Genomic DNA, 14,361 nt, shown 5'->3' on the forward strand with positions numbered 1-14,361 from the left:
GCCCGGCCCGTAGACGAAGAGATTCGTCTGGTAGCGACGGGCGTCACGACGCCGTCGAGGCGGCGAACGTGACCGCCAGAACGAACGCGAACGCGTTCGCCCCGATCGACTGGGCGGCGTTGGCAGCCACCGGAATCATGAGGACGACGCTCGCGTTGTTGCTGATGACGCTCGTCAACAGCCCGGTCGCGAGATAGAACACCCACAGGACGCCGACCGCTGGCAAGAACGTCGCAGTCGAAGCCACAGCGTTGCCCAGCAGCGCTGCCGCCCCGGTCTGCTGCAGCGCAATGCCGAGAGGGATGACGCCGGCGAGCAGGAAGATCACGTTCCATTCGACGGACGAGTAGAGTTCTGTCGGCTTGAGCACGCCGGTGAAGACCATCGCCACGACGCCGGCAAGTGCCGAGACGACGATCGGGAGAATGTTCAACGCCGGCAGTGCGACCACGCCAGCAATGATTCCAACCGCGAACGGAATCTTCTCGCTCCGGTAGGTCACCTCGTCGAACTCGTGGGCGACGATGAAGTCCTCGTTCTCGACGAGACGGGTGAGGCTATCGGGCGGTGCCTGCACGAGGAGAGTGTCACCGACCCTGATACGGATGTCCTCGAATCGGTCTCGGACGACGTCGCCACGTGTTCGAAACGCGAGGACGTTCGCGTCGTAGCGCTGGCGGAACGTCGAACTCGTCAGCGTCTCCCCGACGAGGAACGATCCCGACGGGACGACGACCTCGACGAGGACTGGTTCCTCATCGTCCGGGTGAAGGTCGTCTTCGCTTTGGGGATTTCCCGACAGTGTGAGCCCTTCCGCATCCATGATGTACTCCAGTGTCTCTCGGTTCGTCCTGAGTCGGAGCGTATCGTTTTCGCGAATCTCTTTCCGAGCGAGCGGTTCGTCGAACCGCTCGCCGTAGCGAATCAGCTGTAACACGTCGATATCGAGGTCGTCCTCGCCGAGCGCCTCCCGGACGGTCTGGCCGATCAGTGGTGAGTTCGCCGGGACGACAACGTCCGCGAGGTACTCCTGGAGCGCGTACTCCTCGACGAGGTCCTCGTCAGCGGGAATCCGTTCGGGGAGCAGTCGGACGCCGACCGTCATGAGGTACACCGCGCCGACCGCAAAGACGATCACACCGAGTTTGGTGAACTCGAACATCCCGAAGGCTTGTAATCCGAGCTCGGGCGACTCGGCCCCGAGCTGGGCCGCGATGTCGCTCGCGAGGATGTTCGTCGAGGTCCCGATGAGCGTGAGCGTCCCCCGAGCATCGACGCGAACGACAGCGGCATCAGCAGCTTCGAGGGAGAGGTGTTCCCCTCGTGTGCGAGGTCGGCGATCACGGGCACAAGAATCGCGACGACCGGCGTGTTGTTGACGAACCCCGAGACCGGGCCAGTGACCCCGATCGTCGCGGCGAGTTGCTTTCGCCGATTCGTTCCCGCGAACGCAGCCATCTTCCGGCCAATCAGTTGGACGATGCCGGTTCGGTTGATTCCCGTGCTCAGGATGAGCATCGCCAGGACCGTGATCGTCGCTGGATTCGCGAATCCGGAGATTCCCTCCCGCGGGGAGATCTGTGTCCACGGCCCGAGCACCATCAACAGCACCATGATCAAAATGGCGGTGACGTCGATAGGGAACCATTCGGTCGCAAAGAGCACGAGTGCGAGGAGAATGAGGGCGAAGACGACGAGCATCTCGGCCGTTACGGGCGTGGAAGCCAAGCCCTGAACGACCAGCGTTGGTGAAAAGAACGCCATACCGAACGGAGGCGCTTTGGAGGGAAAAGAACTGGTTTCCCACGCGGGCACCTGCATCTCTTTCAGGTGTCCGTGTTCCCGGACACCGGAGACTACTGGGAGTGTGTGAGTGATGTTTCCTACTCGTCGTCCATCTTCCGTAGTGCCGAGACTTCTCGAATCACGTGCCGTTCGATTCGGGTGTCGGCCACAGCCTCAACCTGCAGGACGTACCCGTTCGCGTCGATTTGATCGCCCCCTTTGGGAACTCTGGCGGGGCGACTGAAGAAGAGAATGTGAGAGAAAGATAACGCTCAGAGAACGCGAGTGCACGCATCGATGACCACTTTGGAACCGAGCTGAAGAACCCGTCTTCGATTCGTTGAGCCGCCGTCTAGAGGTTCCGCAGAGAACCCTCAGCGGAGGATTCGTGTCACGAGGTCGACTATGAATATGTGCGTCTCCGCACGATTTCGTACTAATCGTGCGGGACAGTACTGTTCACCAACGGTCCGCCACAGTGAGGACAGTTGTTCGTGTTGGGGTCTTCGATGCCGTCTCCACAATCACGGCATACGTAGAGCGTTGCTTCTGAAACGGAGTCGTGTGTGCTTGTCATGTTCTGTTGATAATTACCGAACCGACACCAAGCATCGATCGAGGTCTGAGGCGTTCGTCGCCGTCACGCGGTATCCCGTGACGCGTGCCCCTCGACCAGTGCTGTGACTGACAGGCAGTTCCGGCAGCCGTAGATGTCGTCCTCGTTGTCCCCGAAGACGCGGGCAAACCGTGGCGTTACAAACGTATCACAATTGTTGCATTTTGGCATCGTTCAGTCGCTGGGGAGGACCTGGCAGGGACGATCTGTGGTCGTTATCGGCGCCGTTCACCTTCATCCGAGCTGATGTCGTTTCGTACCACGTGTAATCTCTCCGCCGGTGGGCGGACACCGGGACGAACGCTCTCCGACTGCATCAAGTGACGACATTTTAATAATTAAACAGTTATTGATTAACCGGGTGACGTAGACTTCGATGGCCTACCGCATTCACTCTACCACTCTCGTGGGCCTGTGCTCACCGAGTGTAACTCACATAATCAAAATATTCTCGGGTGTGAAAACCGCCCCAATTGAGGTACCCTGATAGATAGTTACGCGGTATGTCGATTCACAGTCTCGACGCGTGTCTCCAACTCGTCGCCGATCGGCACCGACGTCGGATAATCCACCACTTGCGCCACGAGGCTGACGGGACCTCGACGTTCGACGACCTCGTCGATCAGATACACGTTCGAGCCTCCGACTCCAAAAACGGTCCACCATTGGGTCGCGAAGAACTCGCCATCCAACTCCACCACGTCCATCTGCCGAAGTTATCAGCCCACGGCGTCGTCGAATTCGAACACGGGAGCGGAGTCGTCCGGTACCACCCCGACGAACAAGTCGAGACAGTGCTCGACTCGTTCACTGGAGACGTGTCGCTACCGAATCCCTGATCCGCGAACGGAGCTATTCTTTCGACTGGTGTGGTCCCGGTAGTTAGTAGAATCAGGGCTCACTATCGGCGCCGACGAGGACGAGGAGTGCGTAAGGACAACCCGTCCCACCGCATCACAGTTTCACCAGGTTTCAGCCGGGGTCTGATCGGCGACCCACTCACCTCACGCGAGACAGTTCCAATACGTCGGTCCGCGCTCTGCGCCTCGTGGATTCACGTGGACGCGTTGTAACTGATCGATAGTCTGGGTCGCGTTAGTCTGGCGGGTCCGTCTGGAGGCGCCAAGTGAAGATCGCCTTCAAAACCACGACCAGACTGTTCGTGTCTCCCTCTCCCCAGATGGCGGTCTCCGACCGCGGATCGGACGGACTCGTGTCCACGCCGTTGACGAGCGCACTCACGAGGGTCTTTCGCCCGTCGACCATCATGAGCCGCCCCGCCGACGTATCCGTCCAGACCCACAGCGACTCAAACATCGTCGCGCCGGGAATCTCGTCCTGAATGCGTTCCTGGACCTCCGTCGACACCCCGGCGAGCCTGATCGAAACACCCCGCTCTGCGGCCTCACCTAACCCCTCGATCAGGTCCTCGGTGAGCAGGTCTTCGACGGTCATGTAGACGATTTCATCCTCCGCGCTAGCAAAGAAATCCAGAACTCGTTCCGTGACCGCAGTCTGCCCGTTCACCGTCCAGACGCCGCGCTGCTCGGCCCGCTGTTCGATCGGTTCGAGTTCACTCAGCGCCGTCCGGAGGACTTCCGTGCGGTGCTGGAGCTCGTGTTCGAATGTCCGACTCGCGGTTTCGGCGGAGATTGCCCAGAACTGCTTGGGTGACGACTGGAGGATATCGACGAGCCCCCGGTCGTGCAACTCGTCGATCGCGTCGTATACTCGAGTGCGCGGCACCTCTGACACCTGGCTGATATCTCTGGCCGTCCCCGTGCCGAGGCTCGCAAGCGCCACGAACGTCCGTGCGGCGTAGGCACTCAACCCGAACCGTTCGAGTTGCTCGATTGCGACGGACTGTGGGTCCTCTATTGGATCGTTGTTCATCGATTTGGCGGCATTGGATCAGCACGTTCCGGCCACACGAAGTGGCCGGGGCGGCACGCAGCAGTAGCGTGGTTGGGACACAGTACTAGATTGCGCACCGATTCGGAGGTTGTACTCCACGCGGTAAATACTTTTGTGATTAAACGAGTGACTCTACTACTCGTTCGTATATTTGCATCTCTACGCGTCGAGACGCTCATTTTGCTGTTGTCACTACGATACTCACAAACTCTCCGAGAGCTATGGTTGGACCGCAGTTTCAGGTCATCAGATCGGTCCTGCCACGTATTTCCGGTCGGTGCCGTCATGAACTAAGTGACAATACCTATCCGTGGCGAGGGCGAATCGTCTATAGGACCACTAGGGAACCTCCCTGGGAGGTTGAGACACATGGATACGACTAATAGCTTGGAGGAAGCGATCCAAGTCCTCCAACAACTCGGCTTGAAGGAATACGAGGCGCGATGCTTCGTCGGCCTGTCCCGTCTCCACACGGGCACAGCGAAGCAGTTGAGTGAGATGACGGAGGTCCCCCGAACGCGGGTGTACGATGCGATTCGAGTGCTGGAAGCGCAAGGCCTGGTCGAGATCCAGCATTCGAGCCCGCAGCAGTTCCGAGCGGTTCCGCTCGACGAGGCGGCCGAGACGCTGCGCGACCAGTACGAAGACCGCGTCGAGCGACTCCACGATGCGCTGGACACGGTCGAAATCGTCGAGCAGGACGACGAGACTCCCGTCCAGCAGATATGGGCGATGTCCGGACGGGACGCGATCGAAAATCGGACGGACCAACTCATCGAGGAAGCATCCGCGGAGGTCGTTCTCGTCGTCGGCGACGAGTCGCTCTTGACGGAGGATCTCGTTGCCAGCCTCAACGAGGTCGGTGACGGAGTCGACCTTCTCATCGGCGCGTTGACGGAGTCGCTTCAAGACCAGATACAAACGGCCGTACCGGACGCCACGACGTTCATCTCCGGCTTGGAGTGGCTACACGGCGAGAACGTGACCGAAGACGAGACGGCCATCGGTCGACTCCTCCTGATCGACCGCTCGACGATTCTCGTGAGTTCACTCATGCCCGACACCAAGGAGGAACAAGCGATATTCGGCGAAGGATTCGGGAACGGTCTGGTCGTCATCGCCCGACGACTCATGGCACAGGGGTTGTTGACCGCCCGTGACCCCAAGCAGTAACCCTCCGGCGAGCGACTATTAGCGACTCCGTCGACGGATGCAACTGTCAGAGGGTTCTCGACCGCGTTCGTCGCAAACCCGGTCTTCGAGCGACAGAAGCGTGAGATACTCACCATTGTCGATCGTAACGCAACAATCGTTGTACACGAACGAGAGGCGTCCCCCTGTTCGAGGTGTTCCGTCGTCCCGCGGGTCGAATAACGAATCTAACGCAGTCGGATCGACGACATCCGCCAGCGGTCGGAGGGAACATGGTTTACGGCCCTCGACTGCGCTCACCGCGCGTACGACGGCCTCGCTGACCGATTCTTCCGGCCCGATTTCGTACTCCACAGTTCTGATTCGTGCTAGGCGATCAAAAACTCCGAAGTTTTTCACCCGGTTTATCAAAACAGGTCTCAGATGAACGGGCTGGATGCGCACGTTGGCACCGCTCGGGTCGGTGGAGTCGAATCCGATCTGGAGATACTGCAACTTTCCGCCGGCGGGCCAAGCTAGTGTCCTTTTCGAAGCAGACGTGTCGGATTCGTTGTGACGGCCGATAACACGGTGACGCTGTCGAAGACGGAGACCGGGGTCGAGTAGTAACGCTCTCAGTCTGGGGTAGCACGGCCTCTAACTGGCAACGCCTCCGGAAGTCACCGGAATTCGGCCATATGATTAGGTGTACGGCAGGAACGCCGTTCGGAGAGCGGTCCCAAGCAGTTCCCGTTCGCCGATTCGCCCGAAAACATGCACCACGGCCCCGCTAAACCCGGTGTAGTCCCAACTTCACAACTTCCGAGGATGGAATTGATGCGCGTCTTATTTCTTGAACTGTTGAGTCTGAATCAGTCGTTCGGTAGAAACAGTCGGCGTGGCGGGCAAATACACTCGTCTCTGGACGAAGATGCCCCGGGGACCCGCCGACGAACCGTCCCGCTGTGTTCGAAGGAAATCTCGTATTTTACTCTGGAATCTCGGCCCGCGCACGCGTTCGCGGCGCCTCGAGTCGTCGATCCTGCCAGAGGAGACTCACGCCGACCACGAAGACGACGAATATCAGGCCGATAGCTGCGAGATCCATCAGGGGCGAGGGATTCGCGACCAACAGACCCGTAACGTCGACCGAGAAGTGCCAGAGGACGAGTGGCCAGAGGCTCTCCAGTCGGAAGGCGACGGCCCCGAGGCCGATTCCCAACGGATGATCAGGATCATCTGGGGGAGCCACTCGGCGAGGGAGTTGCCGAGGACGACCTGTGAGACGTGCGAGAGGCCGAACACGACGGCCGGTAGAACGACGGCCAGAACGCGACCACGTGGTTCGAGTGCCCGGAGCAACACGCCGCGGTAGAGGAGTTCCTCCGAGACGGCTGCGCCGAGTGCGACGCCGACAACGACGACGAACAGAGCGGCCCACGCGGGAAGCGTCGTGCCCTCGACCAGCGATACGTCCGGGATGGCGAATCCGAACGCAACCGGGACGAACACCATCGCGGCGAACGGGAGCAGATAGATCAGCGCGCGGCGGTTGACGGGTGCCGTGAGGCGTATCTTCTCCCACCAACCGAGCCACGCGACGAGACCGACGACCAGGGCGACGAGTCTCTTCCCTCGATGGCACGGTCATCGGAGACGGCCTTGCCCCCCACGCTGGCCCTTGGATACACTCATTCAGTACAGCAGCGTCCCGAAGGTCGCTGTCAGTCGTCGCCACTGGTCACATCGCCACTATCGTCTCCCTCTCTCACGACGTCCTCGCTCCCGGCCGGGACGATATTGTTCTGCGCCTCGATCCGTTCTACCCACTCGGCGAACTCGTCGGATTCCATGATCTCGTATTCGCTGTCGAGCCCCAGGTAGACCGTATAGCACATCAACAAGAGAACGAACGCGAAGGGGAGGCCAGCCCCGATCGCGGCGGTCTGGAGCGCGCCGAGTCCGCCCCCGATCAACAGGACGGCTGCGACGGCACCTTCGGCGACAGCCCAGAAGACCCGCTGGGTGACTGGGACGTCGTATTTCCCGCCGGAGGTCAGGTGGTCGATCACCAGCGACCCGGAGTCCGACGAGGTGACGAAGAAGGTGATCACGAGCACGACCCCGATGACCGACAACAGCGCGGTCAGCGGATAAAACGAGAATAGCTCGAACATCGCAGTCGCGACGTTCTCGTTGACCGCCCCGACGAGGGTAGCACTCGTCTCCAGTTCGACGAACAGGGCCGACCCGCCGAACGTGGACATCCAGAAGAACGAAAACAGCGAGGGTAAAATGAGGACTGCGAGCACGAACTCGCGGACGGTCCGGCCCTTCGAGATACGGGCGATGAACATGCCGACGAACGGCGACCACGAGATCCACCACCCCCAGTAGAAGATAGTCCAGCCGCTCTGCCAGGTCGTGCCTCCGGCGGTCTGGGTCCAGAACGCCAGCTCGGGAAGGACGCCGACGTAGGTTCCGATACTGGAGACGAACCCTCTGAGGAGGTACAGCGTCGGCCCGACGGCGAGCATCAGCGCGAGGAACGCGAGCATAAGATACAGGTTCAACTCGCTGAGTCTGCGGACGCCGCCGTCGAGGCCCGCGGCGACCGACAGCGTCGCGATGGCGGTGATGCCCGCGATGAGCACGACCTGCACCCACGTTGCCTGGGGGATTGTCGTCGAGAGATACTGGCCTGAGAGGACCGTGAAGCCGGCGTTGACCTGCTGGACGCCGATTCCGAGCGACGTCGAGAGGCCGAACAGCGTCGCCATGACAGAGACGATGTCGATGAGATGCCCCGGCCACCCGTAGATTCGCTCGCCGAGCAACGGCCAGAAGATGGACCGAAAGGTCAGTGGAAGCCCGCGATTGAACGAGAAAAACGCCAGTCCGAGTCCGACGAGCGCGTATATCGCCCAGGGGTGGATGCCCCAGTGAAAGTAGGTCATCGCCATCCCCGCCGTGCCAGCGGCCCTGGTTCCGCTCTCCACGCCCGCGAAAAACGGCGGCACGGATCCGAAGTGTGAGATCGGCTCGGCGACGCTGAAGAACATCAGGCCGATTCCCATCCCAGCGCTGAACAACATCGCCATCCAGGAGAAGGTCGTGAACTCCCTATTAGCCTCGACGCCGCCGATGCGGATACTCCCGTACTTGCTCAGTGCGAAGTACAGAATGACGAGGATGAAGACGTTCACTGCGAGGATGTAGAACCACCCACCACCCGCAGAGATGATCGTCTGCCCGGTCCCGAAGACGTTCGCCGACCCCGACTTGAACGCCAGCGTGAGGCCGATGAACAGTGCGATCACCGCGCAGGCGATCGGGAACACCTGCGGGTGGACGTCGAACCCCCATCGTTCGACGTTCGTGTCGCCCGGCTTCCGCTCGGTGTCCGGGTGGAACAGTTCGACCTGGAGACCCTCGGACAGTTCGCTGGCCGTCTCCTCCTCAGTGCCGGATCCGCCCGTGGCCTCGTCAGTCTCGGACGACACTCGCCTCACCTCTTACGTGGCGCTGTGGTGTACTACCCTCTCCATCTCGAATCGACGGAACGGGTGTAAGCCTACTGTGAGTCCGATGTCGAGAGTCGGGCGCGGTTGAACCGCCTCCCCGCTTCGTGGTCGGAACTGAACGGGACCGCTCAGGCGTCGACATGTCCATTGTTAACACTCTGCACGTATATCGTTTCGTCTCCTCGGATGCTAAGGAAATCTGGTTTCCGGTACAGACGCGAACGGTATCAGGTACGGAACGCACGTCGCTCGGATCTGCAGTCGTGTGGTCGCCATCGGGCGGAGTCATACTTCCTGTCGTGTATTCGGGTAGTTCCGAACAGAGAGACTGTCGCAGAGACCGGCTCGAACAGTACGGGAGTGGGATAGGCATAACCGTCCAGAGACCCTCTTAGTAAGAAGTCACACATGGATATCTCTGAGATCCTCTCCTCAAAGTTCACGGAGTTCGACATCGGCACACCGCTCTCGAAGGTTGCCGGGGCATTCGAGAACCAAGAACTCGATGCCGTCGTCGTCACAGACGGCGACGAGTATCGCGGCATCGTTAGTCGCCGACAGCTGGCGTCCTCGTCGAATCAGCCGTCTGCGAAGGTCGGCTCACAAGTACAGCACGTCCCGACAGTCGACCGTACCGAGGACGTCCGTGAGGTCGCGCGGCTCATGATCGGTAGCGACGCAAAAACGCTCCCCGTGCTCCACGACGACCGTGTCGTCGGTGTGGTGACCGGCGACGCCGTCCTCGAGGCTGTCCGTCCGTTTCTCGACGCGGCGACTGTCGAGGACACCTACACAGGGAAGCTGATCAGCGCGACTCCTGAAACCACGATCGGGAAAGCGCTCAACATGCTTCGAGAAGCCGGAATCGCCCATCTCCCGGTCGTCGACGGGGACGCCCTCGCTGGAATGGTGAGCCTGTACGACGTTATCGAGTTCACGACGCGAGGTGGCAGTAAGAGTCAGGGCGGTTCGTCGAGTGACTTCGGTGGCCGCGGTGGCGGAGGGAAGAATCGTGGCGGGTTCGGCTCGCGTGAGGGCGACGCCGACCGAATGCTCGACCTTCCGGTACGGAACCTGATGTCCGATGCAGTCGTGACGGTAGAGCGGAGCGCACCGCTCGACGAGGTCGTCGAGACGATGTTCGAGCAGGAGATCTCCTCGCTCGTCGTCACGGCCGACGACACCAGTGAGCCGATCGGTATCATCACGAAGACGGACGTCATCGAGGCGCTCACCTGGGAGCGCGACGACCGGAACGCCGTGCAGGTGTTCGGGCTCGACCTGCTGGAGGGGATGGACTACGACGACGTCGCCGCGCTGATCGAAAGCATGGCCTCGAAGTACGGCGAGATGAGCGTGATCAAGGCCAGCATCGAAATTCAGGAGCACAAGGAACAGAGTCGAGGCGTGCCACTCGTGCTCGCACGGATTCGATTAGTAACTGATCGTGGCTACTTCACTGCAGACGGGGAGGGGTACGGTGCCTCTCACGCCCTCCGTCTCGCAGCGAACGCCGTCGAACGCCAACTCCTCAAGGGGAAGACCTACGGCCAGTCGAAAAAGCACCCCGACACAGACGAGCAGGAACAGCTCTACGGCTGGTGGCTCGGCGGGTGACCCCGGTGTCCACCCAACGATTCTCCGTTTGACGCAGAATCAGCGTCCGTGCCGCCGACTCGCTTCTCCACGTCGACGCTGTACTCCGAAAGGATATCGCGGTGACGCGCTATAGAGGGCTACGCTTCGACCGGTCGCTTCGAACGGCGCTCTGAAACCGGCCGTCGTGTTACCCTCCCGGACGGTCCAGTCATCATCACCCTTTATCAGGTCAACGACAGCGTAGTCAAGCCCGACAACGTCGGTTGCTTTCCGTGCCAGAGCGGTCACGTCCGGCGAGAGCGCGGCGGTTGGACACCACAACCTCGGAGGATGAAAATGATGCGTGCCTTTGATTCACGCTATGCCCAATTGAATCGTTCTAGTGCTGGCACTCGAAGGGGGCTATCCCGTAACGATCCACGAATAAGCCCTCATCGGCCTCCGTACATCACCTCTCACTGTGAGGTACTATCAAGATGGGAAACGAGTACGGAGCAACTGAACGCTCAGTCATTACGAAAAGTTATAACCACAGTTTATACAGAGACGAGCCCATCCCCGAGGGCGTGAGATAGGGTTCAGGTCGGGGAAATGGGTCTCCAGAACTCGCTGAAGCGCTACTTACGCTGGTTCGGTCCGGAACCGAGTGATTGAGACATCGGTGACGTCGTCGTAATCATCATCAGCTCCGACGAGGAGCATCCCGTCGACGTGTGCTGCGGTCCCGAGCGCGAAGGCATCGCCAAGCGCCGGAGAGTAGCGAAATTTGAAGTCGGCTGCTGACGCCCAGGTCTGTTCGGTGTCGACGCGACGGATTCCGCTTTCCTCGAGGACGTCGATGACAGCACCAGCGCGCTCCTCGCCGTCAATCGCACGGACGATATAGTGGACCTCAGCGAGGTTAATAGCCGAGATGTAGCCGTCTGCTGCGCCTTCAACGGCGTCGACGTACGTTTCGACGGTGTCGCTCCCTGGTTCGTTGCAGAAATAGGCGATGAGTGGTTCGGCGTCGAAGACGATCGTTTCGGGAATCTCAGCCCCGTCCGTCATGCGTCAGCCTCGTCGTCACCGGCGTAGCGCTGCCGCAACTCCTCTTCATTGGCTTTGTCCGCTGCACGTTCCTCTCGTAGGCGTTCGGTTGCCGAGCGCCCCCGCTCGTCGGTTTTCCCTTCCAGAACCCCACGCAGGTCTGTAACCGAGTGGATGGGGCGAACAACGATTTCACCCTCTTCGGTCCGAATGAACTTCACACGGCCGGGCGTGTCGATACCTAACTCCTCACGGAACTCTTTCGGGATGGTGGCTTGCCCGCGCGACGATACGGACACCACTTTTTTCAGACTCTGTCTTACTCATACTATTCTCTATCATTACTCTAGTTTAGTCATACAAAAGACTAGCGCTGGTTGGGTTGATTCGGGAATTAACTGGTGAATACGACAGGTCGCCTCTGGTGACGGCGAACAGTGTCTTGACGCTGTTGAAGAAACAGGCAGGGATTGGGTAGGCTCCCATCTGGTTTCACCGTCTGCCCGGTGGTGACCGGCAGGTCTCTCCTGACGCTCACAGTCTACCAAGACTATAGTAACCGTTAGAATTTTTTTGCTCGAAGACTGTTGTAAGAGATAGTGAATCATCTCGACGAGATCTCCGTCGAGGAACTGCAAGACGCTCTCGATAACGTGGACGGAAAGAAGCCGACACAACGGCTCTTAGCAGCCATCGCGTACAAGAACGGTGTAAATCAGACCGAACTAGCCGAGTGGTACGACGTTCAGCGACGGACCATCTACAGTTGGCTCAAGCGACTCGACACCGACGAGTCGCTTGAGCAAGCCGTTTCTGACGATAAACGAACTGGGAGGAAGCGAAAACTCTCAGAATCACAGCAAGAAGAATTCGAAGAAACCGTTCACGAACCACCCCACGAGTTCGGGATCGACGCGCCGGCGTGGACGCCGGCGCTCGTCCAAGAGTATCTCGAAGAAACGTACGGCGTCGAGTATTCAATCCCGAGTTGTCGGCGGTTGCTGAAAGAAGCGGGATTGAGTTATCAAAAACCACGCCGTTCAGCTGCCGAAGCCGACGAAGACGAGCAAGAAGCGTTCCACGACGAGCTCAAAAAAAGCGGCGGGAGATGGACGCCACCGTAGTCTGCATCGACCAAACCAAGAAATCCGTCCAAGTTGAGCCGCGTGCCGCGTGGTTTCCGCGCGGCACGCGGCCCTCGGTCGAACTGTCTGGCCAACGTGATTGGACGTGTCTGCTGGGCGCGATCACCGAGAACGGTGATCGCTTCTTCTCTCGATTTATCGAGTATGTCACGGCCGAACATGCGAAACATTTCATTTTAGCATTATGCAAAGAATACGAAGATGACTTGATCGTCGTGCTGGACGGAGCGCCGTATTTTCAGGCGTCGGTCGTCACGGGCCGCCAGGTCCGTGACGACCTCGTCTTCGTGACGTTACCCTCGTATTCACCGGAGTTGAATCCGGTCGAAAGGTGCTGGAGACAGCTGCAAAAGGCACTTAGCAACCGATTCTTTGACTCGCTCGACGAGCTAACAACAGCGATTGATACCGCTCTCGACAAACTCTCTGTTCCAGAAGTGAGTAATTACTTCTAGTGTCTACTATAGTTAGGGTCATAGAATAAACCGGCTATCAGGGCGGGAATCAGAGCGCTCTTTCTTCCTCAATTCGGCTAAATCAACGCATTAGATGCCCTCTATCCTTGGTGTAGTCTCAACTTCACAACCTCGGAGGATGGATCTGATGCGTGCCTGGACTTCGTCGATGCCGACCTCGTCGGCGATACGCTGTGCGACGCGCTCGTTGTCACCCGTCAGCATGACGATGTGTTCCACGCCGAGCGCACGAAGGTCGTCGATCATTCCGGCAGCGTCAGGGCGAACGGTGTCGGTGAAGGCGAGCCATCCCAGTACAGTGACGTTGCCGTCATGCTCTCTGGCGACAAGGACGCTCGTTTTCCCCTCTGACTCTAAGGTTTTGAGCCGGCTGAGGCCAGGTTCGAGCCCCTCGACTGATTTGTCTCCGAGAACTGTCTGGAAGTAACTCCGGTTCCCGATATGGATGGTTCCATCGTCGACGTCAGCTCGAACACCCTTTCCGGCGACCGACTGAAACCGTGCGGCGTCGGGTGTGTCGAGTGATCGTTCGTCTGCGGCCGCCACGGTCGCACGAGCAAGGTGGTGCTCCGAGCGGGCCTGTACTGCGGCCGCGAACGAGAGGAGTGAGTCCTCGGTTAGTGGCTCGTCCGCCGTCCCGTCGTGGACGAACACGTCGGTCAGCTGCGTATCGCCCCGCGTGAGCGTTCCCGTCTTGTCGAATGCGACCGCATCGATACGTGCCGCGGTCTCGACGTGTTCGCCGCCTTTGAAGAGGACGCCCTGCCTGCCGCCAGAGGCGATTGCTGAGAGGACCGCCGCGGGCGTCGAGATGATGACCGCACACGGCGAGGCGGCGACCATCAGGGTCATCGCGCGGTAGAACGTACTCGTGAACTCACTTCCGACCGCGAGCGGAATTCCGATAGCCGCGATTGTGAGCGCGAACACGCCGAGGACGTATGGCTGTTCAAGGCGGTCGATGAGCCGCTGTGTCAGGGCCTTCTCGCTCTGGGCCTCTTCGACCATGGTGATGAGGCGACTGATCGCTGATTCGTGGGCCTGCCGAGTGACCTCGATTTCGAGGCTCCCACTCTCGTTGATCGTTCCGCCGAACACGTCGTCGCCAGGTTCCTTCGGGACGGGGACTGGACTCGCCGGTG

11 protein-coding genes and 2 pseudogenes are annotated in these 14,361 nt (G+C 59.8%); 3 read left to right on the forward strand and 10 right to left on the reverse strand.

Going from position 1 to position 14,361, the window contains the following annotated elements:
* From GJ632_RS11140 to GJ632_RS11150, 3 genes and pseudogenes are all read right to left on the reverse strand, one after another.
* A pseudogene (locus tag GJ632_RS11140) lies at positions 1-1,701 on the reverse strand (SLC13 family permease); the annotation flags it as partial.
* Between the two features lie 1,194 nt (positions 1,702-2,895).
* On the reverse strand, positions 2,896-3,108 hold the full coding sequence (locus tag GJ632_RS11145; protein ID WP_191452946.1) for a hypothetical protein: 213 nt from the start codon (positions 3,106-3,108) through the stop codon (positions 2,896-2,898).
* A gap of 388 nt (positions 3,109-3,496) precedes the next feature.
* Positions 3,497-4,294, reverse strand: coding sequence for a TrmB family transcriptional regulator (locus GJ632_RS11150; RefSeq protein ID WP_191452947.1), 798 nt, complete (start codon positions 4,292-4,294; stop codon positions 3,497-3,499).
* A gap of 390 nt (positions 4,295-4,684) precedes the next feature.
* On the opposite strand from GJ632_RS11150, the gene GJ632_RS11155 reads away from it, so the two are divergent.
* Positions 4,685-5,488, forward strand: a complete 804-nt coding sequence (locus tag GJ632_RS11155; protein ID WP_191452952.1) for a TrmB family transcriptional regulator — start codon at positions 4,685-4,687, stop codon at positions 5,486-5,488.
* An 18-nt stretch (positions 5,489-5,506) separates the two neighbouring features.
* On the opposite strand, the gene GJ632_RS11160 is transcribed toward GJ632_RS11155, so the two are convergent.
* The 3 genes from GJ632_RS11160 to GJ632_RS11170 all read right to left on the reverse strand — a co-directional run bounded on the left by GJ632_RS11160 (position 5,507) and on the right by GJ632_RS11170 (position 8,949).
* Positions 5,507-5,911 (reverse strand): HalOD1 output domain-containing protein, encoded by a 405-nt coding sequence (locus GJ632_RS11160; RefSeq protein ID WP_343161136.1) that lies wholly within the window; start codon positions 5,909-5,911, stop codon positions 5,507-5,509.
* 642 nt (positions 5,912-6,553) lie between these two features.
* Complete coding sequence (locus GJ632_RS11165; RefSeq protein WP_191452948.1) at positions 6,554-6,961, reverse strand: type II CAAX prenyl endopeptidase Rce1 family protein; 408 nt, start codon at positions 6,959-6,961, stop codon at positions 6,554-6,556.
* A 209-nt stretch (positions 6,962-7,170) separates the two neighbouring features.
* Entirely contained in the window at positions 7,171-8,949 is a 1,779-nt protein-coding gene (locus GJ632_RS11170; RefSeq protein ID WP_394351799.1) for a BCCT family transporter, read from the reverse strand.
* 429 nt (positions 8,950-9,378) lie between these two features.
* Here GJ632_RS11170 and GJ632_RS11175 point away from each other — a divergent pair, with 429 nt between their 5' ends.
* Positions 9,379-10,587, forward strand: coding sequence for a CBS domain-containing protein (locus GJ632_RS11175; protein WP_191452949.1), 1,209 nt, complete (start codon positions 9,379-9,381; stop codon positions 10,585-10,587).
* Between the two features lie 603 nt (positions 10,588-11,190).
* Here the strand turns inward: GJ632_RS11175 and GJ632_RS11180 are convergent.
* The 3 genes and pseudogenes from GJ632_RS11180 to GJ632_RS25365 all read right to left on the reverse strand — a co-directional run.
* Positions 11,191-11,619, reverse strand: coding sequence for a PIN domain-containing protein (locus GJ632_RS11180; RefSeq protein WP_191452950.1), 429 nt, complete (start codon positions 11,617-11,619; stop codon positions 11,191-11,193).
* A complete protein-coding gene (locus GJ632_RS11185) occupies positions 11,616-11,819 on the reverse strand; it encodes a hypothetical protein (RefSeq protein WP_343161137.1) in 204 nt (67 codons plus the stop codon). The genes GJ632_RS11180 and GJ632_RS11185 overlap by 4 nt, the downstream gene beginning before the upstream one ends.
* A gap of 3 nt (positions 11,820-11,822) precedes the next feature.
* Positions 11,823-11,900 (reverse strand): annotated as a pseudogene (locus GJ632_RS25365) (AbrB/MazE/SpoVT family DNA-binding domain-containing protein); the annotation flags it as partial.
* 297 nt (positions 11,901-12,197) lie between these two features.
* On the opposite strand from GJ632_RS25365, the gene GJ632_RS11190 reads away from it, so the two are divergent.
* Positions 12,198-13,198 (forward strand): IS630 family transposase gene (locus tag GJ632_RS11190; protein ID WP_343161135.1). Its coding sequence is split into 2 segments (ribosomal slippage): positions 12,198-12,690 and positions 12,690-13,198, totalling 1,002 coding nucleotides; the frame shifts between segments, so codons are not numbered across the junction.
* Between the two features lie 90 nt (positions 13,199-13,288).
* On the opposite strand, the gene GJ632_RS11195 is transcribed toward GJ632_RS11190, so the two are convergent.
* A partial coding sequence (locus GJ632_RS11195; protein ID WP_231751502.1) for a cation-translocating P-type ATPase occupies positions 13,289-14,361 on the reverse strand: 1,073 nt, incomplete at its 5' end.

Origin of the sequence: Halogeometricum sp. CBA1124 (assembly GCF_009741955.1) — an archaeon.
In the GTDB taxonomy this organism is placed as follows: domain Archaea; phylum Halobacteriota; class Halobacteria; order Halobacteriales; family Haloferacaceae; genus Halogeometricum; species Halogeometricum rufum.